Annotated in this window: 34 protein-coding genes and 1 pseudogene; 3 read left to right on the top strand and 32 right to left on the bottom strand. The window is 65.1% G+C overall.

The window, feature by feature from the left end:
- Positions 1 to 54: 54 nt before the first annotated feature.
- A pseudogene (locus ACFE65_RS12210) lies at positions 55 to 687 on the bottom strand (DUF932 domain-containing protein); the annotation flags it as partial.
- A gap of 272 nt (positions 688 to 959) precedes the next feature.
- Here ACFE65_RS12210 and ACFE65_RS12205 point away from each other — a divergent pair.
- The 3 genes from ACFE65_RS12205 to ACFE65_RS12195 all read left to right on the top strand — a co-directional run bounded on the left by ACFE65_RS12205 (position 960) and on the right by ACFE65_RS12195 (position 2,289).
- A complete protein-coding gene (locus ACFE65_RS12205; RefSeq protein ID WP_375382629.1) occupies positions 960 to 1,553 on the top strand; it encodes an SOS response-associated peptidase in 594 nt (197 codons plus the stop codon).
- 113 nt (positions 1,554 to 1,666) lie between these two features.
- Positions 1,667 to 1,870, top strand: a complete 204-nt coding sequence (locus ACFE65_RS12200) for a hypothetical protein (RefSeq protein WP_375382628.1) — start codon at positions 1,667 to 1,669, stop codon at positions 1,868 to 1,870.
- A gap of 176 nt (positions 1,871 to 2,046) precedes the next feature.
- Entirely contained in the window at positions 2,047 to 2,289 is a 243-nt protein-coding gene (locus ACFE65_RS12195) for a helix-turn-helix transcriptional regulator (RefSeq protein WP_375382635.1), read from the top strand.
- Here ACFE65_RS12195 and ACFE65_RS12190 read toward each other — a convergent pair.
- The 31 genes from ACFE65_RS12190 to rplB form a co-directional block, all read right to left on the bottom strand.
- A complete protein-coding gene (locus tag ACFE65_RS12190) occupies positions 2,267 to 3,523 on the bottom strand; it encodes a tyrosine-type recombinase/integrase (protein ID WP_375382627.1) in 1,257 nt (418 codons plus the stop codon). The two genes, ACFE65_RS12195 and ACFE65_RS12190, sit on opposite strands and share 23 nt — an antisense overlap.
- 315 nt (positions 3,524 to 3,838) lie before the next feature.
- Complete coding sequence (guaA, locus tag ACFE65_RS12185) at positions 3,839 to 5,416, bottom strand: glutamine-hydrolyzing GMP synthase (RefSeq protein ID WP_375382626.1); 1,578 nt, start codon at positions 5,414 to 5,416, stop codon at positions 3,839 to 3,841.
- A 53-nt stretch (positions 5,417 to 5,469) separates the two neighbouring features.
- Positions 5,470 to 5,682: a DUF2283 domain-containing protein gene (locus ACFE65_RS12180; RefSeq protein WP_375382625.1), complete on the bottom strand. Its 213-nt coding sequence runs from the start codon at positions 5,680 to 5,682 to the stop codon at positions 5,470 to 5,472.
- A 225-nt stretch (positions 5,683 to 5,907) separates the two neighbouring features.
- Positions 5,908 to 6,330, bottom strand: a complete 423-nt coding sequence (gene rplQ / locus ACFE65_RS12175) for a 50S ribosomal protein L17 (protein WP_375382624.1) — start codon at positions 6,328 to 6,330, stop codon at positions 5,908 to 5,910.
- A gap of 114 nt (positions 6,331 to 6,444) precedes the next feature.
- Entirely contained in the window at positions 6,445 to 7,791 is a 1,347-nt protein-coding gene (locus ACFE65_RS12170; protein ID WP_375382623.1) for a DNA-packaging protein, read from the bottom strand.
- 145 nt (positions 7,792 to 7,936) lie between these two features.
- Positions 7,937 to 9,736 carry a DNA methyltransferase gene (locus ACFE65_RS12165; protein WP_375382622.1) on the bottom strand — a complete coding sequence of 600 codons (1,800 nt, stop codon included), beginning with the start codon at positions 9,734 to 9,736 and terminating at the stop codon, positions 7,937 to 7,939.
- A 210-nt stretch (positions 9,737 to 9,946) separates the two neighbouring features.
- On the bottom strand, positions 9,947 to 10,669 hold the full coding sequence (locus tag ACFE65_RS12160; protein ID WP_375382621.1) for a hypothetical protein: 723 nt from the start codon (positions 10,667 to 10,669) through the stop codon (positions 9,947 to 9,949).
- A gap of 402 nt (positions 10,670 to 11,071) precedes the next feature.
- A complete protein-coding gene (locus ACFE65_RS12155) occupies positions 11,072 to 12,139 on the bottom strand; it encodes a DNA-directed RNA polymerase subunit alpha (protein WP_375382634.1) in 1,068 nt (355 codons plus the stop codon).
- 101 nt (positions 12,140 to 12,240) lie between these two features.
- The gene (gene rpsK / locus ACFE65_RS12150; RefSeq protein WP_375382620.1) at positions 12,241 to 12,630 is read right to left on the bottom strand and encodes a 30S ribosomal protein S11; all 390 of its coding nucleotides are present in this window, start codon (positions 12,628 to 12,630) and stop codon (positions 12,241 to 12,243) included.
- An 81-nt stretch (positions 12,631 to 12,711) separates the two neighbouring features.
- Positions 12,712 to 13,080 carry a 30S ribosomal protein S13 gene (gene rpsM / locus ACFE65_RS12145; RefSeq protein ID WP_375382619.1) on the bottom strand — a complete coding sequence of 123 codons (369 nt, stop codon included), beginning with the start codon at positions 13,078 to 13,080 and terminating at the stop codon, positions 12,712 to 12,714.
- Between the two features lie 434 nt (positions 13,081 to 13,514).
- Complete coding sequence (locus tag ACFE65_RS12140; protein ID WP_375382618.1) at positions 13,515 to 14,867, bottom strand: sensor histidine kinase; 1,353 nt, start codon at positions 14,865 to 14,867, stop codon at positions 13,515 to 13,517.
- An 8-nt stretch (positions 14,868 to 14,875) separates the two neighbouring features.
- On the bottom strand, positions 14,876 to 15,568 hold the full coding sequence (locus tag ACFE65_RS12135; protein WP_375382617.1) for a winged helix-turn-helix domain-containing protein: 693 nt from the start codon (positions 15,566 to 15,568) through the stop codon (positions 14,876 to 14,878).
- A 232-nt stretch (positions 15,569 to 15,800) separates the two neighbouring features.
- Positions 15,801 to 16,460: an adenylate kinase gene (locus tag ACFE65_RS12130; RefSeq protein ID WP_375382616.1), complete on the bottom strand. Its 660-nt coding sequence runs from the start codon at positions 16,458 to 16,460 to the stop codon at positions 15,801 to 15,803.
- A gap of 47 nt (positions 16,461 to 16,507) precedes the next feature.
- Positions 16,508 to 17,875 carry a preprotein translocase subunit SecY gene (gene secY, locus ACFE65_RS12125; protein WP_375382615.1) on the bottom strand — a complete coding sequence of 456 codons (1,368 nt, stop codon included), beginning with the start codon at positions 17,873 to 17,875 and terminating at the stop codon, positions 16,508 to 16,510.
- Positions 17,876 to 17,994: 119 nt separating this feature from the next.
- Positions 17,995 to 18,537 carry a 50S ribosomal protein L15 gene (gene rplO / locus ACFE65_RS12120; protein ID WP_375382614.1) on the bottom strand — a complete coding sequence of 181 codons (543 nt, stop codon included), beginning with the start codon at positions 18,535 to 18,537 and terminating at the stop codon, positions 17,995 to 17,997.
- 90 nt (positions 18,538 to 18,627) lie between these two features.
- A complete protein-coding gene (rpmD, locus tag ACFE65_RS12115) occupies positions 18,628 to 18,804 on the bottom strand; it encodes a 50S ribosomal protein L30 (protein ID WP_375382613.1) in 177 nt (58 codons plus the stop codon).
- A gap of 4 nt (positions 18,805 to 18,808) precedes the next feature.
- A complete protein-coding gene (gene rpsE / locus ACFE65_RS12110; protein WP_375382612.1) occupies positions 18,809 to 19,612 on the bottom strand; it encodes a 30S ribosomal protein S5 in 804 nt (267 codons plus the stop codon).
- Position 19,613: 1 nt separating this feature from the next.
- Positions 19,614 to 19,964 carry a 50S ribosomal protein L18 gene (gene rplR, locus ACFE65_RS12105; protein ID WP_375382611.1) on the bottom strand — a complete coding sequence of 117 codons (351 nt, stop codon included), beginning with the start codon at positions 19,962 to 19,964 and terminating at the stop codon, positions 19,614 to 19,616.
- Complete coding sequence (gene rplF, locus ACFE65_RS12100; RefSeq protein WP_375382610.1) at positions 19,964 to 20,497, bottom strand: 50S ribosomal protein L6; 534 nt, start codon at positions 20,495 to 20,497, stop codon at positions 19,964 to 19,966. The genes rplR and rplF overlap by 1 nt, the downstream gene beginning before the upstream one ends.
- On the bottom strand, positions 20,497 to 20,892 hold the full coding sequence (gene rpsH, locus ACFE65_RS12095) for a 30S ribosomal protein S8 (protein WP_375382609.1): 396 nt from the start codon (positions 20,890 to 20,892) through the stop codon (positions 20,497 to 20,499). The genes rplF and rpsH overlap by 1 nt, the downstream gene beginning before the upstream one ends.
- Before the next feature lie 9 nt (positions 20,893 to 20,901).
- Positions 20,902 to 21,207, bottom strand: a complete 306-nt coding sequence (rpsN, locus tag ACFE65_RS12090; RefSeq protein WP_375382608.1) for a 30S ribosomal protein S14 — start codon at positions 21,205 to 21,207, stop codon at positions 20,902 to 20,904.
- Positions 21,208 to 21,270: 63 nt separating this feature from the next.
- Positions 21,271 to 21,855 carry a 50S ribosomal protein L5 gene (gene rplE / locus ACFE65_RS12085; RefSeq protein ID WP_375382607.1) on the bottom strand — a complete coding sequence of 195 codons (585 nt, stop codon included), beginning with the start codon at positions 21,853 to 21,855 and terminating at the stop codon, positions 21,271 to 21,273.
- Positions 21,848 to 22,156 (bottom strand): 50S ribosomal protein L24, encoded by a 309-nt coding sequence (rplX, locus tag ACFE65_RS12080; protein WP_375382633.1) that lies wholly within the window; start codon positions 22,154 to 22,156, stop codon positions 21,848 to 21,850. The genes rplE and rplX overlap by 8 nt, the downstream gene beginning before the upstream one ends.
- 32 nt (positions 22,157 to 22,188) lie before the next feature.
- Positions 22,189 to 22,557, bottom strand: coding sequence for a 50S ribosomal protein L14 (gene rplN / locus ACFE65_RS12075; RefSeq protein ID WP_017979484.1), 369 nt, complete (start codon positions 22,555 to 22,557; stop codon positions 22,189 to 22,191).
- 153 nt (positions 22,558 to 22,710) lie between these two features.
- Positions 22,711 to 22,983, bottom strand: a complete 273-nt coding sequence (gene rpsQ, locus ACFE65_RS12070; protein WP_375382606.1) for a 30S ribosomal protein S17 — start codon at positions 22,981 to 22,983, stop codon at positions 22,711 to 22,713.
- 13 nt (positions 22,984 to 22,996) lie between these two features.
- Positions 22,997 to 23,206 (bottom strand): 50S ribosomal protein L29, encoded by a 210-nt coding sequence (gene rpmC, locus ACFE65_RS12065; protein ID WP_375382605.1) that lies wholly within the window; start codon positions 23,204 to 23,206, stop codon positions 22,997 to 22,999.
- 1 nt (position 23,207) lies between these two features.
- Entirely contained in the window at positions 23,208 to 23,642 is a 435-nt protein-coding gene (gene rplP / locus ACFE65_RS12060) for a 50S ribosomal protein L16 (protein ID WP_375382604.1), read from the bottom strand.
- 15 nt (positions 23,643 to 23,657) lie between these two features.
- Positions 23,658 to 24,365, bottom strand: coding sequence for a 30S ribosomal protein S3 (rpsC, locus tag ACFE65_RS12055; RefSeq protein WP_375382603.1), 708 nt, complete (start codon positions 24,363 to 24,365; stop codon positions 23,658 to 23,660).
- Positions 24,365 to 24,742 (bottom strand): 50S ribosomal protein L22, encoded by a 378-nt coding sequence (gene rplV, locus ACFE65_RS12050; RefSeq protein ID WP_375382602.1) that lies wholly within the window; start codon positions 24,740 to 24,742, stop codon positions 24,365 to 24,367. Before rplV ends, rpsC begins: the two co-directional genes overlap by 1 nt.
- Positions 24,742 to 25,017 (bottom strand): 30S ribosomal protein S19, encoded by a 276-nt coding sequence (rpsS, locus tag ACFE65_RS12045; RefSeq protein WP_375382601.1) that lies wholly within the window; start codon positions 25,015 to 25,017, stop codon positions 24,742 to 24,744. Before rpsS ends, rplV begins: the two co-directional genes overlap by 1 nt.
- A 1-nt stretch (position 25,018) precedes the next feature.
- Complete coding sequence (gene rplB, locus ACFE65_RS12040) at positions 25,019 to 25,858, bottom strand: 50S ribosomal protein L2 (protein ID WP_375382600.1); 840 nt, start codon at positions 25,856 to 25,858, stop codon at positions 25,019 to 25,021.
- Between the last annotated feature and the right edge of the window lies 1 nt (position 25,859).

The following is a 25,859-nucleotide window of genomic DNA, read 5'->3' as shown; positions in this document are numbered from 1 at the left end:
CTTCTCGGTGGAAATCTATGCCTTCTCCGGGTCAGCTCTCAGTGGAAATCAACAGTCCTTGGTCACTTCGACGAAGGGGTTGTGCGTCATGGTCGACCAGTCGAGCAGGCCCGGCACCTTCCAGCGCGTGTCGCCGGTGCCGTCGCCCGCGATCTTCATCACCGCATCGACCAGCTCGTGGTCCCAGATGCGGCCGTAATCAGGTCCGGTCACGGCGCGGAGCTCGATCCGGCCGTCGTCCGCCTCCAGCGTCTTCACCAGCTCGGCGCGGTGCGAGAGCAGGCCGTGCTGCAGGTTGATGCCGGCGAGTGGTGCCGGGAGTTGGCGCATGTAGCTGGCGGGTGCCCCCACCAAGCTGCAGAGCTGTCCGTACGACCAGTGGGTCGGCGCGACGGGTATGTCCTGGCCGGGCACAATCAGGGTGAGGCGCTCGGCATCATCGCGACTCGCCTCGACACGCAACGTCTTGGTCTCGACGGTGCGGGCGGTCGCGCGCTCGGCCCGGGCTCGCACCGCGGCGTGCAGCGCGCCGAGAGACAGGTAGCGCTCGTCGTCGGGGCGGCTGAACCATTCGGACGAGACCCGGCCGATCCGCTCGCCGCGGCTGATGTCGACTTTGTAGGCGCCGGTAGCCGGCGAAGCCGGACGAGCCGAATCGGTGCGCCGGGAAGGAAGGGTCTGAAGCATGGGAGGTCTCCGCGCGGGCGGCCGGGAGCCTCTCTCTCGACCCTCAACCCGTCACGGCGACAGCCGCAGCCCTCTTCCTCTCTTCCGCCTCCCCCCACCAAAAGGGCCCAGCACGATACCGTCGCCGCTGCGCGCGCGTAGCGCGCGCTCCCCCGGACGGGCCGGCCGGCCGAGACGAGGCTCGGCCGAGGAAAGGCTTTTCCCTGCACGTTCCGGTCCGCCTGAACTACCCTGTCCCGCAGAAGCGGAACTCGGGCTTGGCGGAACAATTGATGTGCAACGACTACGAACAGCACGCGAAGTGGCGCGAGTATCAAGACATGATGCAGGCGCTCGCCCTGGGCACACCTACAGACCAGTCCGAGCGCGACCTTCCGCAAGCCGACGATATAAGAATCAACGACGTCGGACCGGTCATGCGCGCGGCCGGGAACGGGATCGAGCTGGCACCCATGCGGTTCGGTTTCCCGCCATCAAGTCCGACGGGCGGTCCGGTCTTCAACTTCCGGTCCGAAGGGCGGCGGTTCGATAAGAGCCACCGCTGCCTGATCCCGGCATCGGCCTTCTTCGAGTTCACAGGCACGAAATATCCGAAGGCGAAGCACCGATTCACGCTGAACGACGCACCGTTCATGGCCATCGCGGGCCTGTGGCGCGAAAGCAACGGGACCGAGCCTGCCGCTTTCGCGATGCTGACGACGACCCCCGGGCCGGACGTGGCACCATATGACAATCGCCAGATCGTGGTGCTCCGTCCCGAGGATTGGTCCGCATGGATTGACCTCAGCCGCACCGAGTCAGAGCTGCTGCGCCCCCTTCCCGCCGGCGCGTTGAGCGTTGAGACGGTTCGGGCGGGCACGACGTGACGGATTATCCCCGCACGCCTGATGGTCGCTACTTCGTCGTCCGGGGACGCCTCTGGAGGACCAGCAATCCCCACCTTTCGGCAAGCGAGCGGGAACGGCTCGTCCGCGAGCTGATGGCAGCACGGCGAGCCGTGCGTGACGCCGGCGGCAGGCTTGCCGAAACTGCATCGGCGCGGACAGCCGTCGATGCAGTGAAGGTCGCGCTGGGCGAGAGAGGCCCCGTGTGGTGGGACGACGGCACGCCCGACTACAACCGGCACATAGCAAGAATGACGCCTTATGCGGATTGGGCTGCGGCGCTGGACCCGACGGACTAGGGCCGCCCTTTTGCACGCTAGCGTTTCCCGCTGCACTTCTACGATCACCTTGGCCTTCCCGGGACCAACGAGCTGCCGTTTGGTGGCGATAGCTCACGACGGAGGCTGAGATGATTGATCTACATAGCTTGCCTGTTGCGGCGGTGCCGGCGACACCGGGCGCATCGGCCAGCTACATGAAGCGCACCGTACGGCGGCCAGAACTTCGCCGCATCGTTCCGCTGGCCGACACGACGATCTACGAGATGGAGCAGCGAGGCGAGTTTCCCCGCAGATTTTACCTGACGCCACGCTGCGCTGCGTGGGACCTCGATGAGGTGGAGGCCTGGCTTGAGGCGCGTCGGCGGACCTCGGAAGTGCCGACCGGGCCAGACGTGAAGCTGCGTCGTTCCAGACCTATGCGGACGTCTCAGGGTTGAGCAGCTCCAGCGACGGCGGATAGAGCTTGGGCGTGTACGTCCGCCCATCCACCCACGCGTCGACGATGTTGGCCCACTCCTGAAGCATGTGCCGTCGCTGCGGCTCATACTCGGCCTTGTTGTAGACGCCGCGGGAGGATCTGGAGTCTTCGTGCGCGAGCGCCTTCTCGATCCAATCGCGGTTGAACCCGAGCTCGTTGAGCAGCGTCGATCCCGTCCGTCGTAGATCGTGGACCGTGAACGGCGCCAACGCCTGCCCATTAGTCTTTGCCGCATCGACGACGGAGTAGGTGACCCGGTTGAAGGTCGCGCGGGACATGGGAGCGTCCGCATCGTAGCGGGACGGCAGCAGGTAGCTCGAATTGCCGGCACAGGTCTTGAGCGCGATCATGATGTCGAGCGCCTGCTGGGACAGGTAGACGTTGTGGGCCTTCGAGCGCTTCATCCGCTCCTTCGGGATCGTCCAGACCGCTCGCTCGAAGTCGATCTCGTCCCATGTGGCATTCTGAAGCTCGCTCTTGCGAACCATCGTCAGCAGGAACAGCTTCAATCCCAGACGGATGGTCGGCAGCGTCGCGACTTTCTCGATCTGGGTCAGCAGGACGCAAATCTCCGCCGGCGACAGTGCCCGGTCCTTCGGCTCGAACGTGGCGATCGAGGCAGGGCCGACCTCGTCGGCCGGATTGGGCACCTTCTCGCCATGCAGGATTGCGAAGCCGAAGATCTGTTTGACGATGTCGCGCACGTGAATCGCGGTCGCCGGTGCGCCTCGTTCCTTCACCTTGCCGCAGAGCTGACGAAGGTCGTCGGGCGAAATCTCCGATAGCCGCCGGTTCTTCCAAGCCGGCTCGATATCCCGGTCAAAGATCGCCTTGCGCATGGACCGGGTGCTGTCGGCCATCCGCGCTTCCTTGAAGTAGCGAGCACCGACCTCGCCGAAACTGTGTTCTCCCGATACGCGCCGCTTCTCCCGCTGCTTTTCCAGCGCAGGCGACTTCCCTTCGGCGACGAGCTTGCGGGCTATCATGCAGCGTTCCCGCGCCTCTGCAAGGGACAGCCCGCCGGGGCCATATCTGCCGAAGGTCAGCGTTTCGCGCCGTCCGTGCAGCCGGTAGTCATAGCGGAAGGCAATCTGGCCTGTGGGCGAAACCGCCGCGTACATACCGTCACGGTCAGCGACCTTGTACGTTTTTTCCTGTGGTTTCAGCCGCTTGAGAGCGAGGTCGGTGAGCATGGATCGAAGCTCCTGACGGTAAGACAACGCCTCCGTAGACCTGAGCTTACCGTCAGAAATTATACCGTCAATCTATCCATTTTTGCTAGGTAACAGCAGGGGGATAGAGGCGGACTGGAAATCCGATTGACAATGTATTTTCCGGCCACCGGCATTCTAGGCTGATGAGCCCTAAAAAATACCGTCAGCTATACCGTCAGGTGGAGTCGCTTACCCGCAATTGCCGGCGATAGATGGCGACGTCTAAGTCGTTGACATCGAACGGAATATCGGGCACAAAGCGACTGCTGGCGATAGCTGCCGAACGACCTTGAATCATTCCCATTCGATTGTTCCCGGCGGTTTGGAGGTATAGTCGTACACCACCCGGTTGATCCCCCGCACCTCGTTGATCAGCCGCGTCGTCACGCGCGCGAGGAAGCCGCCGGGGAACTCGAACGCCTGCGCGGTCATGCCGTCGACGCTGGTGACCGCGCGCAGGCCCAATACGCGGTCGTAGGTGCGCCCGTCGCCCATCACCCCCACGCTGCGCACCGGCAACAGCACCGCGAACGCCTGCCAGATCGCATCGTACAGCCCGGCGTTCCTGATCTCTTCCAGATAGATGGCGTCCGCTCTTCGCAGGATGTCGCAGGCCTCCTTCGTCACCTCGCCCGGGATGCGGATCGCGAGGCCGGGGCCGGGGAACGGGTGGCGGCGCACGAACGCCTCGGGCAGGCCGAGCTCGCGGCCGAGCACGCGCACCTCGTCCTTGAACAATTCGCGCAGCGGCTCGACGAGCTGCATGTCCATCCGCTCCGGCAGCCCGCCGACATTATGGTGGCTCTTGATCGTGACCGACGGCCCGCCGGTGAAGCTAACGCTCTCGATCACGTCGGGGTAGAGCGTGCCCTGGGCGAGGAAGGCGGCACCACCTGTCCCGAGCGGCGTCGAGGGGCCCAGCTTTTTCGCTTCCGCTTCAAAGACATCGATGAAGGTCTTGCCGATGAACTTGCGCTTGGCCTCCGGGTCGGTGACGCCGGCGAGCCCCGCCAGGAACGCCGCTTCCGCGTTCACATGGACGAGCGGGATGTTGTAGTGGCCGCGGAACAGCCCGACGACCTCGTCCGCCTCGCCGCTACGCAACAGGCCGTGGTCGACGAACACGCAGGTCAGCTGCTCGCCAACGGCCTCGTGGATCAGCACCGCCGCCACCGCCGAATCGACCCCGCCCGACAGCCCGCACAGGACGCGGCCGGTGCCGACCTGCGCGCGGATCTCCGCGATCTTGGCGGCGCGGAACTCGGCCATCGTCCAGTCGCCGGCGAGGCCGCAGACGTGGCGCGCGAAATTGGCGATCAGCCGCGCGCCGTCGGGCGTGTGCGCCACCTCCGGGTGGAACTGGGTGGCGTAATAGCGCCGCGCATCGTCGGCGACGACCGCGATCGGCGAGCCGGGGCTGGTCGCCACCGGGCGGAAGCCGGGCGCGAGGCTGATCACCTTGTCGCCGTGGCTCATCCACACCTGGTGCCGCTCGCCGACCGCCCACAGCCCGTCGAACAGCACGCACTCGTCCGCGACCTCGACGAACGCCTCGCCGAACTCGCCCGCATCGCCGAGCGTCACCGCGCCGCCAAGCTGCTCCATCATCACCTGCTGGCCATAGCAGATGCCCAGCACCGGCACGCCCGACGCGAAGATCGCGTCCGGCACGCGCGGGCTGCCGTCGGTCAGCACGGAGGCGGGGCTGCCGGACAGGATCACGCCGCCCGGCGCCATCCGCCCGAACGCGGCGGCGGCGGCCGTGAACGGCACGATCTCGCTATACACCCCCGCCTCGCGCACCCGCCGCGCGATGAGCTGGGTGACCTGGCTGCCGAAATCGACGATGAGGATGGACTGGGGATGCTGCATGGGCGGCGCATAGCAGATCGGGCCGCCGGGAAAACCGCCCCTCTGGTCGACCGTCAGGCCGCGTGACGCGCGGCCGACGGCAATCCATCATGTTCCAGCGTCGACAGGTCGAACCGGCTGGCGCGACCGAGGTCGATGCCGACGACCGAGCCGTCCGCGGCGATGTCAGCCATCACACCGTCCGCGACCTCGCGGCTGTCCACGCCCGCCACCGCCTGCAACTCGATGTAGAGCGAGTCCGTCTCGGGGTAGTAATGGAGCTTCATGGCCGGCCCTCGCGATAGCCCTGACTCGTACCCGCTCGTCGGCATAGCGGGTCGCCTTCATCGCGGACAGCGGAAGAGCGGACAGCGGAAGACGCACACCTCGCGTAAGCGGACCGTTACAAACGCCCGCCGCGGCAAAGCCGCGTCGTCAGACGTCGCTGAAGCGACGCTGGCCGGGCTTGGCGATCATCTCGGGATCAGCGATGCTGATCCCGAACGCCAAGCTCAGGCCGCCTCGTCATACTCGTCGTCGTTCATCAGCGGGCCCGAGTCCTGGCCCTTCGCCGACACGTCGCGGTCGACGAACTCGATCACCGCCATCGGCGAGGCGTCCGATGCGCGGATGCCGGCCTTGATGACGCGAGTATAGCCGCCCTGCCGACTCGCGTAGCGAGAGGCCAGCACGTCGAACAGCTTGGCGAGCTGCGCCTCGTCGAGCAGCCGCGCATGCGCGAGCCGGCGGTTCGACAGCCCGCCCTTCTTGGCGAGCGTGACGAGCTTCTCGACGTAGGGGCGCACTTCCTTGGCCTTGGCGACCGTGGTGGTGATCTGCTCGTGCTTGATGAGCGCGGCGCTCATGTTGCGGAACAGCGCGATGCGATGGGCAGAAGTACGCTGCAGCTTGCGGCCGCCGACACGATGACGCATTGGGTTGGAGCCTTTCGGGTTCGTCCGGACGCCGTCGCGAGGGTCGCTGGGCACGTCCGGCCAGGCGGAAGGAGCCGCCCGATCGCGCGGTCACTACGCACACGGCTGCCAAAGTCAAGATCGGGTCGCCAGGGGGACGACGCGCGGCATCCACCGCCCCTTCAGCATCAGCGCCCACAACGCCCAGACCATCGCGTCAGCGCGGTCCGGCGACGCCTCGCCTACATAGCCGCCCGCGACGAAGCCGCCCAGTTCCGCCTCCAGCGCGGGGAAGGCGCCGGCGAACCCCGCCTCGCCGCGCTCGAACAGCGCCGCCACCGGCTCGGCGCGCGTGACCTTGGCCCGGCTCGCATGGACCAGCTCGATCGGCAGCCGGGCGCCCATGCCGCCGGGAGCGTGGCGCAGCACCTCGCGCACCATGTCGCCGCCCTGGTTCGCCTCCGCCACCACCCGGTCCGCGCCCCAGTCGTGCGCCGCCTGCGCCACCGCCCGCGCCCAGCCCTCGGGCGAGGGGCGCACCGCCGAGCGATCGTCGAGCACCCACGCCCGCTCCGCCCCCGTCCCCCCGTCCCGCGCCAGCCCTGCCACCACGATCCCGCACGTCCCCGCCGCCGTCGCCGGCGGATCGACCCCGACGACGATCCGCACGAACCCGTGCTCCGCGGGAGGAGTCGCCCGCCGACACCGCTCGATCAGCCACGCCGGCCACAGGCTCCCCTCGCGATCGCCCAGCAGCTCGCCCTCGATCTCCTGCCGCCCCAGCCGCGTGCCGCCATAGGCCGCGTCGATCGCCGCCAGGAACGCCGCCGGCAGGTGGCGGTTGGCGCGGCTCGTGCCGCCGGTGCGCACCGTGTCCGCGGCCGCGAGCAGCCGCGCGAGCGCCGGCTCGGGCGAGGGCGTGGTGGTGACGATCGCGCGCGGCCGCGCGCCGCGGCGCAGCCCGAGCTGCAGCATGTCCCACGTCGCCTGCGCATACCGCCACTTGCCGAGCTCGTCGCACCAGGCGAGATCATGCTCCGGCCCGCGCAGCCGCTGCGGACTGCGCCCGGAGAAGAGCGCGGCCTCCGCGCCGTTTGTCCACTCCAGCGTCCGGTCGGCCGCCCGCCAGCGCGCGATCTCGCCGGGCTTGGCGAGCGTGAGCAGGCCGCTCGGGCCATCGATCATGACGGCGCGCGCGTCGTCGATCGTCGCACCGACGAGCGCGACGCGAAGCCGCTTCGGGTCCGGTGCTGCCCGCACCTGCGCCAACACCCACTCCGCCCCCGCCCGCGTCTTCCCGAACCCGCGCCCGCCCATGATGACCCACGTCCGCCAGTCCCCCGCCGGCGCCGACTGCCCGTCATGCGCCCACTCCCCGAAATCCCACGCCCAGCGGCGCAGCGACGCATCGGGCAGCGAACGGATGACCACCGCCTGCTTCTCTGGGGAGAGGCCGGCGAGGGCGGCGAGCAGCGGGGACATGGGGGGCACTCCTGTGACCGACGTCGGCTTGTTCGTGGGAACCCGATCTTTCCGCACCGGAACCGGGCCAAACAATGCCCCACCACCCCGTCACCCCGGCCGCAGAGCCGGGGTCCCGCTTCTGCTTCGAAGTGCTCTCGTAACGTTAAAGGTCCAGCGCCGCCTGGTTGCCCGCGTCGCCCAGCGCCGCGGCCGCCTTCACCGCATCGGCGCGCGCCATCGGCAGGTCGAGCCGCCGGTTGAACGGTGCGAAAAGCTCAGCCACCGTCACCACCTGCAATCGGTCGTCCTCGCGTTCGAGGAGCTGGTTCTTGTACTTGCCCGCCGCCGCGATCTCGTCCCGCATCGGCTTGGTCGGCATGCCGGTGCAGATCAGGAAGCCGAACTCCGCCTTCTCGCGCTGCCGATCTCTGTTGAGCGTGGCGAGATCGCCGCGATTGCCGGGACGCGACTTGACCTGGAAGATCGCCTTGCCGTTCTCGTTCCTGTCTTTCAGGAAATAGGCAATCCCGTCGACACCGCCGTCCGCGCCCTTCTTCTCGTTGATCCGCGCCTGGTTGCGCGAGTAGGTGAGCACCGCCCACTTCTCGAACTCCTTGCGCGTCTTGTCATCCTTGCGGTTGGCGAGCGCCATGGCTGAGTCATAGTCGCGTGGTACGCCGTCGAGCAGGATGTTCGCTTCCACCGCCGGCCACGTGCCGTTCTTCTCGTAGGTCTTTTCAAAGCGATCGAGGATCAGCGCGATCGATTGATAGGTGACGTCGATGCCGATCCATTTGCGGTTCAGCCGTTGCGCCACCGCGACCGTGGTGCCGCAGCCGCAATAGGCGTCGAGGACCGTGTCGCCTTCGTTGGAGGACGCGTTGATGATGCGTTCGAGGAGGGCTTCGGGTTTTTGGGTGGGGTAGCCAAGGCGTTCGCGGTCGCGAGGAGATAGCCATCTCACGTCAGCGTCAATGCCCCCTTTTCGGCCAAAAACGGTGCCTTCCGAGTACGGTTGAAACGACCAAATGTCAGATGCAGGAGTACCGTCCGCGGGAGTGATGGTGCGCTCGTACATGGGCCATGCCTGACCCTCTATAATTTGGATAAATCCCTTTTCGTAGAGTAGGTCTAGCTTCTCGTGCTGACTAAGACCGGTCGGGTCGATACCAACCTCTTCCCATATTTTACCCGGTACGGCCCAGTGCCGATTTTTTGCAGTGGGATTAAAACCACGCCACGTCTGGCCCGACTCGCCATTACGCACCTCGGACCCAGTAAGGACGTTTCCATAATACGCAGTCTTCCAACTACCATCGCTTTGCTGCGCAAAGTGCTCTTTTACGTGACCAACCATGTATGGAGTCTTTATCTGGTGCCATACATAATCGCCTGATTTAGTGTAATAGAAGATCACGTCGTGAATAGGTGCCCAGCGCCCGGCCTTGTTGTGAGAGCCGGTTCGGCGCCAAATTACTTCATTACGGAAGTCACCCCCCTGCCCGCAGAACACCGCATCCAGCACCAACTTCAGGTAATGCGAGGCGGTCGGATCACAGTGGAGGTAGAAGCTGCCCGTCGGCTTGAGCACGCGATGGATCTCCACGATCCGCAGCGTCATGTGAACGAGGTACGCCAGCAGCGCGCCGTGCCCCAGTACCTTCTCCAGCCCGCGGATCAGCTCGACAGTTTGGGGTGTCCAGTGAACACCTACCCCCCCCCCGCTAAGTCGTTCAATATCAACGATATATTCTAGTCCGTCGGCCGCGTCGTCGCCCCAGCTCCACGTGTCGACGAATGCCTGCGCCTGCGCGCGGTCCTCACCGCCCTGATTGTTGTATATCTGGAAGTAGTTACGCTTGGAGTTGAACGGCGGATCGATGTAGCAAAGGTCCACGCTGCCGCTGGCGATCTTGCGACGAAGAACGTCGAGGTTGTCGCCGTAATAAAGCCGGTTGGTCATCGATGCTCCGTCGCGGGTAGAAGCTGGCGCTTGGTCGCACGTCCGTGCAGCATCCGTAAACCCGGTTCCCGGCGTACTTCGCCAGGTACGAACACCTGCACACCGTTCGTGTCGAGCGCAGTCGAGACACCATGGGCCGGTTTGGGACCATGTCCCTCGACACGCTCGGGACGAACGGACGGTGGGTGCCGGTGCACAGCCGCAATTACCTCACCCACCCAGCGCCCGCACCCGCCGCAGCACCTCCTCGCGCACCTCGTCCATCGACGGTTCCGCGCGCCGCCGGGCCGCGCCGGCATTGCGGGCGTCGAGTTCGCCCTTCGCTTCCGCGCGGTGGGCCTTCCAGAGGATCAGCGCCTGATCGATCGTCATCGCGGCCGCGTCGCGGAACAGCGCTCGGTCGGGAGCGGCCGGGCCCGCGATCGGCGGCGCGGTGTCGGGCGGGTCGAGCGTGTCGGCGGCGGCGCGCAGCAGGCCCTCCTCCAGCCGCTCCCACCCCTCACGCAAGGCCGCGCGCCAGCGATCGGCGAAACCCGGCCACTTCGCCTTGCGGGCGTAGAGCGCGGTCGTCGACATGCCCACCGCCGCCGCCGCGCCGCGGACGTTGCCGGTGGCGGCGAGCTCCTGAAGGAACAGCTGCTCCTTGCCCGCCGACCAGCGGCCATGCCCCGCCGGCTGGATGCGGGACCGTCCGTCGCGGCGCGCGCACACCACCTCGTCTGGCTGGAGCACGGGCTCGGCCCGGCTCAGGCGCACGACGCCCCGGTCGCGCGCGCGGACCCAGGCGGCGGCGAAGGCCGGATCGCGCCTGCGGGCAGCGTGCACGCTCGACGCACTGATGCCCGCCTCGCGCGCAGCATTCGCGATGCAAAGCCCCCTGGCGAGCGCGCGCAGGAAGGCAACCCGCCAGGTGGCAGGGGCTCGTGGTCTCATGATCTGGGAACTCCCGGTCGCTGAGGCGGTTGTCGGATGTTCTTGTTTTGTACCGATAGAGCGTGACGCTGTCAAGGCCGAGCCGCACGAGGCTAAGCACAGCTTAGCCACGAGACGGCGACAGCCCGGCCAGCGGGCGGGGAGGCGGCGCAAGCCGCGGCACCGACCCGTCTGACGTGTTGGTGCGGCTTCGCCGCGCCAGCCTTCTTCGTCGCGGCGGAGCCGCGTCGTCCCACGGGTGGACTTGGGGCCACGGCAAAAGGCCAGAAGGCAGGCAAGAAGAAACCCCGCCGCTTTCGCGACGGGGTCGTCGGACGGGTCGGGGTTGCGGCTTTGCCGCTCCACCGCCCGCCGGCCGTGATAGTCGCCGAGGCGCGGATTAGCTGCGCTAATCCGCTGCGACTATCCCATAATCTCCTGCTCCAGCCTTTTCGCCATCTCCTCGATGTTCTCCGGCGGCCAGCCCGGGATCTCCATCCCCAACCTGAGCCCCATCGACGACAGCACCTCCTTGATCTCGTTCAGCGACTTGCGGCCGAAGTTCGGCGTCCGCAGCATCTCCGCCTCCGTCTTGCCGACCAGGTCGCCGATGTAGATGATGTTGTCGTTCTTCAGGCAATTGGCGCTGCGCACCGACAGTTCGAGCTCGTCCACCTTCTTGAGCAGGTACCGGTTGATCTGCTGCGTGTCGCCGGTGATCTCGCCCACCGGCTGCGCCGCCGCGGGCTGGCCCACCGGCGCGCTGCGCGGCATCGAGGCGTCGTCGAACTGCACGAACAGCGCGAGTTGGTCCTGCAGGATGCGGCCGGCATAGCCCACCGCATCGTCCGGGCTGATCGTCCCGTCCGTCTCGACCGTCAGCGTCAGCCGGTCGTAGTCGAGGTCCTGGCCCACGCGCGTCGGATCGACCTTGTAGCTCACCTGGCGCACCGGCGAATACAGCGCGTCCACCGGGATCAGCCCAATCGGCGCATCCGCCGGCCGGTTGGCGACCGCCGCGACATAGCCCTTCCCGATGTCGGCGGTCAGCTCCATGTTGAGCGTCGCGCCCTCGTCGAGGTGGCAGATCACCAGATCCTTGTTCATCACCTCGATGTCGCCCGACACCGCGATGTCGCCCGCCTTCACCGTCGTCGGACCGGTCGCCGACAGCTGCAGCCGCTTGGGGCCCTCGCCCTGCATCCGCAGCGCGATCTGCTTCACGTTCAGGACGATGTCGGTCACGTCCTCGCGAACGCCCGCCAGCGAGCTGAACTCGTGCAGCACGTTCTCGATCTTGATCGACGTGACCGCCGCGCCCTGCAGCGACGACAGCAGCACGCGCCGCAGCGCGTTGCCCAGCGTCAGGCCGAAGCCCCGCTCCAGGGGCTCGGCGACGAAGGTCGCACGCCGCCTGGGATCGCCGCCGGGCTTGCGCTCCAGGCCGCTCGGCTTCTTCAGTTCCTGCCAGTTTTTTGCGTTGACGGACAAGCTCATGTCCCCTGCGTTGGGCCTGCCCCGCGGGTGCGGAAGGAGGCCGGGATAGGAAGGCGCGCCGGCTCGTCAGCCGGCCCGGTAGGCGTGGGTGCGGGTTAAACGCGACGCCGCTTGGACGGGCGGACGCCGTTGTGCGGGATGCTCGTCACGTCGCGGATCGAGGTGATCTGGAAGCCGACCGACTGGAGCGCGCGAAGCGCCGATTCGCGGCCGGAGCCCGGGCCCTTGACCTCGACCTCCAGCGTGCGGACGCCGTGCTCCGACGCCTTCTTGCCCGCGTCCTCAGCCGCGACCTGCGCGGCGTACGGCGTCGACTTGCGCGAGCCCTTGAACCCCATCGTGCCGGCGGACGACCAGCTGATCGTGTTCCCCTGCGCGTCGGTGATGGTAATCATCGTGTTGTTGAAGCTGGCGTTGACATGAGCGACGCCCGAAGTGATGTTCTTGCGCTCGCGGCGGCGAATACGCTGTGGTGCTTGTGCCATGATAGTCCTGACCTGTACTTAGCTGAGCCGGGCGACATTGCTGCCGCGATTTGCGAGAAGTAAGCTGCCCTTGCGGAGAGCTTACTTCTTCTTGCCGGCGATCGGCTTGGCCTTGCCCTTGCGGGTGCGTGCGTTGGTGTGCGTGCGCTGGCCGCGGACCGGCAGGCCACGACGATGGCGCAGGCCGCGATAGCAGGCGAGGTCCATCAGCCGCTTGATGTTCATCGCCGTCTCGCGACGCAGATCGCCCTCGACCGTGTGGTCGGCGTCGATCGTCTCGCGGATCTGGAGGACCTCCTGATCGGTCAGATCCTGCACCCGTCGCTCGGGCGCGATGTTCAGCTTGGTGGTGATGGCCTTGGCCTTCGTCGCGCCAATGCCATGGATGTAGGTCAGCGCAATGATGACGCGCTTGTTGGTCGGGATATTAACGCCCGCGATTCGTGCCATAAATGTATCTCCCAGCTCCACAGGCGCGGCATGGCAGCCAGCCCATCTCTTCGCGTAAGACCCGACCAGACCAGCTCCTCACACATGCATCACGCACAAATGCGGCGAACGCCATGAAGCGTCACCGGAAGCCGGTTGTTAGGACGACGGCCGAGTAGATGCGGACAGGGGCCGTGTCAAGCAACCGGTGTTCGCGTTTGAGATGTGAGCCACCACCGCCGTGCGGCAACGGCCGTCCATATCGTCTCGACGACTCCAAAGGGCCAAGCTCCCTGAAGGAAGCCGTACAAGGCGCTCATCACGCATCCGACTGCAAACCCCAGAGTCCACGCAGGCGCGCGCCTCTCCAGCATGTAACACAACAGCGTGAAGCTGACCGCGAAGAGCCCAAACAACGATAAGATCGACATATGGCCTACCTGCCCAATCGCGCGTCAGCCCGCCAGCACGATCCGCGCGACCAGGCCCGGTGCATTGTCCGCCAGCTCGAACCGTCCGCCATGCAATCGCGCCACTGCTTCGATCAATGCCATGCCGAGCCCAGCCCCAGGGGTCGACCGCGCCGCGTCCAGACGTCCGAACCGACGCCGCGCCTGGGCGCGGTCGGCAGCCGCGATGCCAGGCCCGCGGTCCTCCACCTGCACCATCACCTCACCGTCGTGCTGCGCCTCGGCGAGTCTTAGCATTACTTCGCCACCGGTCGCTCCATGATAGATAGCGTTATCTAGAAGGTTGGTGATCGCCTGGCTCACGAGCTCGCGGTGCATCGATAGCGGCGCTGGTCGTGAATCGATTGCGACCCGAAAGCGCAGGCCTGCGTCCTCGACGACAGGCGCATACAGTTCGCCCAACTCTTCTACCAGTGCCGCCGTGTCGACGCGAATGAACCGATCCCGCGTTGATGCCTCCGAACGGCTGATCTCGATGAGCGTCGAGAGCATGCGCAACACCAAATCCGTCTCTCCCAACAGCCCGGCTAATGCTGCCTCGCGTTGCGCGGGATCGTTGGTGAGTAACGCCGTTTCCGTCTTTGTACGCAACCGTGCGAGCGGCGACCGCAGATCGTGTGCCAGCCCATCGGTAACAACGCGCAACTCACCCATCACCTGTTCCAGCTTAGCGAGCATCGCGTTCAGCCTTCCCGCCAGACGGTCGAACGCATCGCCACCGCCGGCTACCAGCGCGACGCGGCGCGACAAATCGCCCTGCCCGGCGTGGTCCACCACTGCCGCGATCCGGTCGAGCCGCTTGCCGACATATCGTGCCACCACCAGTCCGGCGGCGATCCCAAGCAAAGGAGCGAGCAGCATCGACAACAGCAACGCGCGTTCCAACGCGCGATCCTCCTCCACCACCAGATCAAGCGTGCGGCTGACCAGGAGCCAGCTGCCGTCGATCCTGCGCACGATATAGCCCGCATCCCTTGTCGCCCACCAACTGTCACGGGCAATATGCGCGATGTGGAACCCGGTTTGCCGGACCGGCGAGATGGTAAGCTGCGTTGGGCCGAAGCCGCCTATCCGTTTACCTGCACCATCGAACAGCAGCACGGCGAGCGAAGGATCGTTTGCCGCGTCCGCATCAGCCATCGCGGCCCGAAGGGCGACGATCCCGCCCGAGCGGTAACCAGCGATCAACGTGTCCGCTTGCTCGATCAACTCGCGCCGTACGGCGGCGACGGCTTCCTCATGCGTCTGCCGGGACACGAAGAGGAGTAGAACAACGCTGGTCACAAGCGCCAGCGCAATCGACAATAGCGCGATCCGGGTGGTGATCGACAGCCGCACCGGCGAGTTCAGGCCTCGACGGACAACCGGTAACCGGCGCCTCGCACCGTGTGCAGGATCGGCGTCGGGAACCCGTCCTCAAGTTTGCGACGAAGGCGGCCGATGTGGACGTCGACAACGTTCGATCCGGGGTCGAAATGGTAGTTCCAGATTTTCTCCAGCATCATTGTGCGCGTCACAACTTCACCTGCGTGACGAGCGAGATACTCAAGGATATTGAACTCTCGTGCGCCGAGTGCGATGCTCCGGCCTGCCCGATGGACGCTTCGCGCCAGCAGGTCGATCTCCAAATCGCCCACCGCCAATCGCGTGCGCGGTGCTTCACCGCCCAGGCGATCGGATCGACGCACCAGCGCCTCGATCCGTGCGGACAACTCGGCAAAGGAGAAAGGCTTGCACAGGTAATCATCTGCGCCGGCTTTCAAGCCATCAACGCGGTCATCGACCGTCGTCAGCGCCGAGAGCATCAGTACCGGCACCGAAATGCCGGCTCCGCGGATCGCGCTGACCATCGCGATACCGTCGAGCCCGGGCAACATCCGGTCCGCTACCACCAGATCAAAGATGCCCTCGCTGGCAAGGAACAAGCCATCGCGCCCGTCGCGGCATGCTTCCACAGCATATCCGGCTTCTCCGAGCCCCTTCTGTAGGTAGCTGGTGGTGACAGGGTCGTCCTCAACGATCAGGATCTTGCGGCTCATAGAGACAGGCCTTCCAGGTGGGGCTGAGGCCCTTCGAAAATCATGCAGCCCGCAACCGGCGGGATCCTCTGCCGACCACGAAGCTTCCGGTAACAAGAGAACTAAACAACGATCAACTGACGGTCAGGTTACTCACCGAGCCTTAGATGACCGGTAGTCCGATGGACTGCATTGCTCTGTGACGCGTCAATGACGACCGTGTCATCCCGAGTTGTACGGGACAAAATGCTAATTAGTGAGCCAAACGGTCGTCTAGGATAGCGCCAATAGCCCGCGCGACATCGTCAATGTGCGCCATACCATCCACGCGACGAACCAACTTCCGTGCTTCGTAGATCGGCAAGATCGGCGCCGTTTTCGCGCGATATTCCGCCATCCGGATTGCTACCGTGTCCGCGTTGTCGTCCGGACGTCGCCTGAAGTCGGTCGACGCGCAAACATCACATACCCCAGGAACGACGGGCTTCTTGAACGCATCGTGGTAACCCTCGCCGCAATGTCCACAAGTGAAGCGACCCACGACTCTCTCGGTCAGCGCCGCCTCGTCGACATCGAGCTCGATCACATAGTCAAGTGCCCTCCCGCGCTCCTCTAGCAACAGGTCAAGCGCAGCCGCCTGCTGGGCGGTCCGGGGGAAGCCGTCGAAGATCACGCCGGCATCCGTATCGCCCAGATCGAGCCGCTCGCCGATCAGAGCCGAGACGATCGCGTCGGATACCAACTCGCCCGCCGCCATCACTGCCTTGGCCTTCAGCCCGACCGGCGAACCCGATCGCACAGCAGCGCGCAGCATGTCGCCGGTCGACAATTGCACCATGCCGCGCTCGGTCACCAACCGCCCGGCCTGTGTTCCCTTGCCCGCGCCTGGCGGCCCCAACAGAATGATGTTCATCCCCGATCCCCTTTTCGTCCGGTCGGCTGTCTCGCCCCGATGCCAGCCTAGCGCAGTCGTGCGCCCTTCAACTTTGCCTTCTTCATCAAGTCGCCATATTGGTGCGCCAGCAAGTGCGACTGTATCTGCGTCACCGTATCCATCGTCACGTTGACGACGATCAGCAGGCTCGTACCACCCAGATAAAAGGGGATCTGAAGCGCAGACACCAAATACTCGGGCAACAGGCAGATGATGGCAAGATAGCCCGCGCCGATCACCGTGATACGCGTCAGTACATAGTCGAAATACGTCTCGGTATTCTTACCGGGCCGGATACCGGGCACGAAACCGCCGTATCGCTTCAGATTGTCGGCCGTCTCTTCAGGATTGAACACGACGGCAGTGTAGAAGAACGAGAAGAACACGATGCCCGCGCCGTAAAGCAGCATGTACACGACGCTGCCGTGCTGGAGATACTGGTTCAGCGTGATGATCAGGCTGCCCCACCACGTGTCGGGGTTGGCCGTCTGCTTGCCCGCGAACTGCGTGATGGTCAGCGGCATCAGCAACAACGACGAGGCGAAGATCGGCGGGATGACGCCCGCGGTATTGATCTTGAGCGGCAGGTGGCTGCGCTCCGCCTGCATGCCGCGCTGCGTCTGGCGCTTGGGATACTGAATCAGGATCCGTCGCTGGGCGCGCTCCATGAAACAGATGAACAGGATCAGGAATGCGACCGCCACGACGATACCGATCAGCCGGCCCGCGTCCACCGAGCCCGACCGCCCACCCTCGAGCAGATTGTACAGGGTCGTGGGCAGGTTCGCGACGATACCGGCCATGATGATCAGCGATACGCCGTTGCCGATACCGCGACTGGTGATCTGCTCGCCGATCCACATCAGGAACATCGTGCCGCCGATCAACGAGACCACCGCCGCGATGCGGAACGTCATGCCCGGGTCTACCACCGCCTGCACACCGGAATTGCGTCCCAACGCCTCGAGCCCGACGGCGATGAAATAACCCTGAACCGCCGTCAGCGCGACCGTGCCGTAGCGGGTATATTGGTTCAGCCGCTTTCGCCCGCTCTCGCCCTCCTTCTTCATCGTGGCGAGATGCGGGACCAGCGACGTCGCAAGCTGAACCACGATCGAGGCGGTGATGTAGGGCATCACGCCCAGCGCGATCAGGCTCATCCGCTTGAGCGAACCGCCCGAAAAAGTGTTGAAGAAGTCGAGCACACCGCCGGTCGTCTGCTGGCTCAGGATGCCAAGCTGCGTCGGATCGACGCCAGGCAGCGGCACATAGGAGAGCAGGCGGAAGACGATCAGCGCCCCGATGGTGAACCACAACCGCTTCTTGAGGTCGGTCGCCTGCGCGAACTTCGCCAGGCTGATGCTTTGCTGCATGCGATCGGCGGCGGTTGCCATTGGTGCTACTATCCTGAAACCAGAAGCGGCGGGATGCGTCTCGATCCGCTCCCGCCGCTCATATAGGCGCGCAAGGCACCTTGTCTAATCGTGAACCCGACGGCGCCGGTATAAGACCGTTACGCCTTGAAAGACGCCTTGTGCGCCTGGCGCTCCTTGTACTTCACGCCCTTCTTCGCCGCAGCCTTCTCGGCGGCGGGAACGACCACCAGCACCTCGAGCGATCCGCCCGCAGCCTCCACCGCAGCGCGCGCGCCGGCCGACACGCCGGAAACGACGAACGCCAGCTTCGCCGAGAACCCACCTTTGCCAAGCAGGCGAACACCGTCCTTGCCGCCACGCGCGAGACCGGCCGCCTTCAACACAGCATGATCCACGGTCGCGGTCGCGTCGATCGTCCCGGCGTCGAGCGCCTTTTGGATCGCGCCCAAGTTCACCTCGGCGAAGTCCTTGGCAAAGATATTGTTGAAGCCGCGCTTCGGCAGACGCATGTGCAGCGGCATCTGGCCGCCCTCGAAGCCGGCGATCGACACGCCCTCGCGGCTCTTCTGGCCCTTCTGGCCACGCCCGCCGGTCTTGCCCTTGCCGGAGCCGATGCCACGTCCGACCCGCATCCGGGACTTGCGGGCACCGTCATTGTCGCGGAGTTCGTTCAGTTTCATGGGATGCACTCGCTTTCGCTATGGTCGCGCTGAATGAGAATAAGGGGGCACATAGCCCCCTTGTGTTAACGTGTCACGATGATCGAAGGCTCAGCCCTCGACGGCCACCATGTGCTGCACCTTGCGGATCATCCCGCGAACCTCGGGGCTGTCCTCCAGCTCCGAGACCTTGTGCATCTTGTTGAGGCCCAGACCGACCAGCGTCGCGCGCTGATCGGAAGTGCGGCGGATCGGCGAACCGGTCTGCCTGATCTTGATCGTCGCCATGTGCTTACTCCGTGACCATCGCCGCTTCGGCCTCGGCCGTTGCAGCACCAGCGCCCACACCACGACCCAGCAGGTCGGCGATCTTCTTGCCGCGCCGCTGCGCCACCGCCTTAGGGCTCGTCTGGTCGCCCAGCGCCTCGAAGGTCGCGCGGATCATGTTGTAGGGGTTGGACGTGCCAACCGATTTGGTGACCACATCGGCGACGCCGAGCGACTCGAATATAGCGCGCATCGGACCACCAGCGATGATTCCCGTGCCCTGCGGTGCCGAGCGCAACGTGACGCGGCCAGCACCGAAATGGCCGTTCGCGTCGTGATGCAGCGTGCGCCCATCCTTGAGCGGCACGCGGACCATCGCCTTCTTGGCGGCTGCCGTGGCCTTGGAAATCGCCTCGGGCACCTCACGAGCCTTGCCATGGCCGAAGCCGACACGGCCTTTGCCGTCTCCCACCACGACCAAAGCCGCGAAGCCGAAGCGCTTGCCGCCCTTAACGGTCTTCGAGACGCGGTTGATGTGGACCAGCTTCTCGATCAGCTCCTCGCCGCCGTCATCCGATCCGGGGCCGCCACGACCACGATTGTCGCGACCGCCACGACCACCATCACGCCCGCCGCGCTGACCGCCGGGACCACTACGGCCGCGATTGCCACCACCGCCTCCGCCAGGACCGCCGCGACCACGACCGCCACCCTGGCCTTGATAACCGCCACCTGCATTGCCGCCGGTGTTAGCGCCAGCATCGCTGACGGGAGCCTCGACCGCGGCAGGATTGCCGGGCTGAGACTGGATATCATTTGCGTCCGCCATTCTAGAACTCCAAACCCGCCGCGCGCGCGGCCTCGGCCAGCGCCTTGACGCGACCGTGGAACAGGAAACCACCACGATCGAACACGACCCGCGTCACGCCGGCAGCGACCGCCGCCTCTGCGACACGCCGACCGACTTCCGTCGCTGCCGCGATGTTGGCGCCCGACTGATCGCGAGCCGTCAGCGTCGACGCCGAAGCGACCGTGTGACCGGCCTCATCGTCGATGATCTGAGCATACATGTGCTTGCCCGAGCGGTGGATAGACAGGCGCGGACGGCCACCGCCCCGGGCACGAAGCGCGGTGCGGTTGCGGCGGCGCCGCTTCTCGAACAGGGAAAGACCCTTGGTCATCACTTCTTCTTCCCTTCCTTGCGGAAGATGAACTCGCCATCGTACTTGATGCCCTTGCCCTTGTAGGGCTCCGGCTTCCTCCATTGGCGGATCTCGGCGGCCAGCTGGCCCACCTTCTGCTTGTCCGCGCCGCTGATCTCGACGGTGGTGTTGTCGGGCGTCTTCACCTCGATGCCTTCGGGCACCGCGATGTCGACGTCGTGGCTGTAGCCGAGCTGCAGCTTTAGATTGCGGCCCTGAGCGTTGGCACGATAGCCGACGCCGGTGATGAGGAGCTTCTTGGTGAAGCCGGTCGTCACGCCTACGATCAGGTTCTCGACCATGGTACGCTGCATGCCCCAAAAGGCCTGCGCGCGACGCGTGTCGTTCGCGGGAATGACGGAGATGTTGCCACCCTCGACGGTGTAACTGATCTCCTCGCGTAACGGCATGGTCAGCGTCCCCTTGGGACCTTTCACGCTGATCAGACCGCCATCGATGGTCGCAGTGACGCCGACCGGAACCGGGACCACCTTCTTGCCGATGCGGCTCATCAGAATACCTCCGCCAGCACTTCGCCACCGACGTTCTGCTCACGCGCTTCGGCATCCGAAAGCACGCCGCGGGGCGTCGAGACGATGGTGATGCCCAGGCCGTTCATGACGCGCGGCAGCTCCTGGCTGCCCGAGTAGACGCGGCGGCCCGGACGGGACACGCGCGCCACATGCTTGATCGCGGGCTGGCCCTCGAAATACTTGAGCTCGATGCGCACGCCGGCGGCAGGGCCCATCTGCTCCTCGGCATAGCCGCGGATGTAGCCCTCGCGCTGGAGCACGTCCAACACGCGGGTCTTGAGCTTGGACGAGGGCGAGAGGACAGAATCCTTCTTCGCGCGCTGGCCGTTGCGGATACGGGTGAGCAGGTCACCCAGAGGATCAGTCACTGCCATGATGGTTCCTTACCAGCTCGACTTGGTGACGCCGGGGATCAGGCCCTTGTTGGCCAGATCGCGCAGCATGACGCGGGCGAGACGGAACTTGCGGTAATAAGCACGCGGGCGGCCCGTCAACTCGCAGCGATTGCGGATGCGGGTCGGGTTCGCATTGCGGGGCAGCTCGGCCATCTTCAGCCGCGCGATCAAACGTTCGCCGTCGTCGAGCGATTTGTCGTTCGCCTGTGCCTTCAGCTTCGCATATTTCGGCGCATACTGTTTCACCAGCTTCTTGCGCCGCTCGTTCTTGTTGATCGAACTCAGTTTCGCCATGGACTTAAGCTCTCTTCTTTCTACTCGGCGCTATGCCAACTGACGTCAGCATAGCGATACTGGTTACGCTGCCTTCTTCTCGTCGGCGGCCTGCTCCTGCGGGAACGGGAAACCGAACAAACGGAGCAGCTCACGCGCCTCGTCATCCGTCTTCGCCGTCGTCGTCACGATCACATCCATCCCGCGCACCTTGTCGACCCGATCATAGCTGATCTCGGGGAACACGATCTGCTCCTTCAGGCCGCAGGCATAATTGCCCCGCCCGTCGAAACTCTTGGGGTTTAACCCACGAAAGTCGCGCACGCGCGGCAGAGCGATAGTGACGAAGCGATCGAGGAACTCGTACATCCGCTCGCGGCGCAGCGTTACCTTCACACCAATCGGCATGTGCTCGCGCAGCTTGAACTGCGCAATCGACTTCTTCGCCTTCGTGATAACAGGCTTCTGCCCGGCGATCAGCTCCAGCTCGGATGCGGCGTTGGTCACGAGCTTCTTGTCGTTCACGCCCTCACCGACGCCCATGTTCAGCACGATCTTGTCGAGCCGGGGCACTTCGAGCTTGTTCTTATAGCCGAACTTCTCCGTCATAACCGCGGCGATACGCTCGTCATAGATGCCCTTGAGACGGGGCACGTACCGGTCAGCCATCGATCTTCTCCCCGGTCTTCACGGCGACCCGAACCTTCTTGCCGTCCTGCGTCTCGAAGCGGACGCGCGTCGGCTTGCCGTCCGCGGTGACGTGCGCCACCTTGGAGACGTGCAGCGGCGCTTCGATCTTCTCGAGGCCACCCTGCGGGTTCGTCTGCGTCGGCTTCCGGTGGCGGGTCGCGACGTTGACGCCGCCGACGATTACCTTCTGGTCCTTCGGGCTAGCGAGCGTGACAGTGCCGGTCTTGCCCTTGTCCTTGCCCGACAGGACGATGACCTGATCGCCCTTCTTGATCCGCATCTTGACCTTAGCGGTGGTGGCCTGGGCCGACATCACAGCACCTCCGGCGCGAGGCTGATGATCTTCATGTGCTTCTTGCCACGCAATTCGCGCACTACCGGCCCGAAGATGCGGGTGCCGATCGGTTCCTCGTTCTTGTTGACCAGCACGGCGGCGTTGCCGTCGAAGCGGATGGTCGAGCCGTCCGCGCGATGGATGTCCTTGGCGGTGCGGACGATGACGGCGCGATGCACGTCACCCTTCTTCACCTTGCCCCGCGGCTGAGCCTCCTTGATGGACACCACGATGATGTCGCCGACGCTCGCCGTGCGGCGCTTGGAGCCACCCAGCACCTTGATGCACTGAACCCTCTTGGCGCCGCTATTGTCCGCGACGTCGAGATTGGATTGCATCTGGATCATGAACCCAGTCCTTCTCGCTTGGGGTGGATACCGACCCAGCCCCGCCTAAAATAATGACCCCCGGTGCAGGCCGATCCACTTGGGACGACCGCACCAGGGTGAAGCGGGCCGTTAGCCCCTTCCTCGCCGGAACGCAACGTTCCGGCTCACTGGTTACGCGTCCACGTCCACGCGCTCAGGCGTCGCATGGGTGTTGACCCGGTCGACGACCTTCCACGTCTTCAGCTTCGAAATCGGCGCGGTCTCTTCGATCCGCACCGTCTCGCCCTGCTTGAACTCGTTCGCCTCGTCATGAGCATGATACTTCTTCGAGCGGCGGATAATCTTGCCGTAAAGCGGATGCTTCACCTTCCGCTCGACATTAACCACCACCGTCTTGTCTCCCTTGTCGGAAACGATCAGGCCGGTCAGCACGCGCTTTGGCATGTGCTTGGTCCTCTTACTTGGCCGACGCGGCGACGGAGCGCTGCGCCTGCATGGTCTTGATGCGGGCGATGTCGCGACGGACCTCACGCACGCGGCTTGGCTTCTCGAGCTGGTTTGTCGCCGCCTGAAAGCGCAGATTGAACTGCTCGCGCTTCAGGTTGCCCAGGTTCTCGACGAGCTGGTCGTCGCTCTGGCCGGTGAAATCGATCTTCGTCTTCGCCATCTCACTCGCCTCCCAAATGCGAGGTGTCACCCAGGCGGGCCACGACCTTGACCTTGATCGGCAGCTTCATCGCCGCGCGCTCGAACGCCTCGGCGGCTAGCTTGCCGTCGATCCCGTCCACTTCGAACAGGATGCGGCCCGGCTTCACCCGCGCGACCCAGAACTCGGGCGCACCCTTGCCCGAGCCCATGCGGACTTCCGCCGGCTTGCTCGACACCGGCACGTCCGGGAAGATGCGGATCCAGAGGCGCCCCTGACGCTTCATATGCCGCGTGATCGCGCGGCGTGCCGCCTCGATCTGACGCGCCGTGATCCGCTCCGGCTCCATGGCCTTGAGGCCATAGGCGCCGAAGTTCAGGTCCGTGCCACCGGGCGCTTTGCCGTGGATACGGCCCTTGTGCGCCTTGCGGAACTTGGTTTTCTTTGGCTGCAGCATGTCTGTTCCTGCCCCTTAGCGGCGATCGTCGCGCGCGGGGCGCACGCCGGAGGTCTGGGCTTCCATCATCAGCCGGTCCTGCGCCATCGGATCATGACCCAGAATCTCGCCCTTGAAGACCCAAACCTTGACGCCACAGACGCCATAGGACGTGTGCGCCTCGGCTTCGGCGTAATCGATGTTGGCGCGAAGCGTGTGCAACGGCACCCGGCCCTCGCGATAGCTCTCGGACCGCGCGATCTCGGCGCCGCCCAAGCGGCCACCGCAATAAACGCGGATGCCGTCGGCACCGAGCCGCATCGCGGACTGCACCGCGCGCTTCATGGCGCGGCGGAACGCAATCCGGCGCTCCAGCTGATCGGCGATGCCTTGCGCCACCAGCCGTGCGTCGACCTCGGGCTTCCGGATCTCAACGATGTTGAGCGATACGTCCGACGACGTCATTGAGCCGATCTTCTTGCGAAGCTTCTCGATGTCCGCGCCCTTCTTGCCGATGATCACGCCCGGGCGCGCGGCATAGACGGAGATGCGGCAGAGCTTGGCCGGACGCTCGATCACCACCTTGGAGATCGCCGCCTGCGGCAGCGTCTTCATGATGTACTGGCGGATCCTCAGATCCTCCAGCAACAGCCGGCCATAGTCCGCGCCTTCGGCGAACCAGCGACTGTCCCAGGTACGGTTGATCTGCAACCGCATCCCGATCGGATTGCTCTTATGACCCATTACGCTTCTTCCTGCTCGCGCACGACGATGCGCAGTCGGCTGAATGGCTTGACGATGCGGGTCGATTTGCCGCGGCCGCGCGTTGCGAACCGCTTCATGCTGATCGACTTTCCCACCGACGCTTCGGCGACGACGAGCGCGTCGACATCGAGATTGTGGTTGTTCTCCGCATTGGCGATCGCCGACGCCAGGACCTTGCGCGCATCGACCGCCATGCCCTTCGTCGAGAAGGCCAGGATGTTCATCGCGTCGCCGACCTTGCGGCCACGGATCAGCGCGGCGACGAGGCCGAGCTTCTGCGCGGAACCGCGGATCTGAGTGCCGACCGACAACGCCTCGTTGTCGGCGACCTTGCGGGGGGAGACTGGCTTGCTCATCAGCGCTTGCCCTTCTTGTCGGCCGCGTGGCCCGGGAAGTAGCGCGTCGGCGCGAACTCGCCGAGCTTCATGCCGACCATCTCTTCGTTGACCGACACCGGCACGAACTTGCGGCCGTTGTACACGTTGAACGTCAAGCCGACGAACTGCGGCAGGATCGTGGAGCGGCGCGACCAAGTACGGATCGGCGATCGACTACCGGCGTCTTGCGCGGTCTCTGCCTTCTTGAGCAGGCTCAGTTCGACGAACGGGCCTTTCCAGACTGAACGAGCCATATCAGCCCTTCCTCTTAGTCGAGTGACGCGACCGGATGATCATCTTGTCGGTCGACTTGTTGTGACGGGTGCGGGCACCCTTCGTCGGCTTGCCCCACGGCGTGACCGGGTGACGGCCGCCCGAGGTACGACCTTCGCCGCCGCCATGCGGATGGTCGACCGGGTTCTTGGCGACGCCGCGCGTCAACGGGCGCTTGCCCATCCAGCGCGAACGACCCGCCTTGCCGAGGTTCTGGTTCTGGTTGTCAGGGTTGGACACGGCGCCGATCGACGCCATGCAATCGGCGTGGATGTACCGCTGCTCACCCGATCCCAGCCGCACGATCACCATGCCGCGATCACGACCGACGACCTGAACGTACGTGCCGGCGGACCGTGCGATCTGACCGCCCTTGCCCGGCTTCATCTCCACATTGTGGACGATGGTGCCGACAGGGACCTGGCCCAGCTCCATGGCGTTACCCGGCTTCACGTCCGTGCGCTTGGCCGCGACCACCTTGTCGCCGACGCCGAGGCGCTGCGGTGCGATGATATAGGCCTGCTCGCCGTCGCCATAGCTCACCAGCGCGATGAACGCGGTGCGGTTGGGATCATATTCGAGCCGCTCGACCGTACCCTCGACGTCCCACTTGCGGCGGGTGAAGTCGATGTATCGGTACTTCTGCTTGTGACCGCCCGCGATGCCGCGGCTGGTCACCTGGCCCTTATTGTTGCGGCCACCAGACTTGTTCTTGCCCTCGGTCAACGCCTTAATTGGCCGACCCTTCCAGAGCGCGGACTTGTCTACCAGCACCAGGCCACGCTGGGCCGGGCTGGTCGGGTTATATTGCTTCAGCGCCATA

It is taken from the genome of uncultured Sphingomonas sp., assembly GCF_964237335.1.
Taxonomy (GTDB): Bacteria; Pseudomonadota; Alphaproteobacteria; order Sphingomonadales; family Sphingomonadaceae; genus Sphingomonas.
This window is presented reverse-complemented; position numbering and strand designations above follow the sequence as displayed.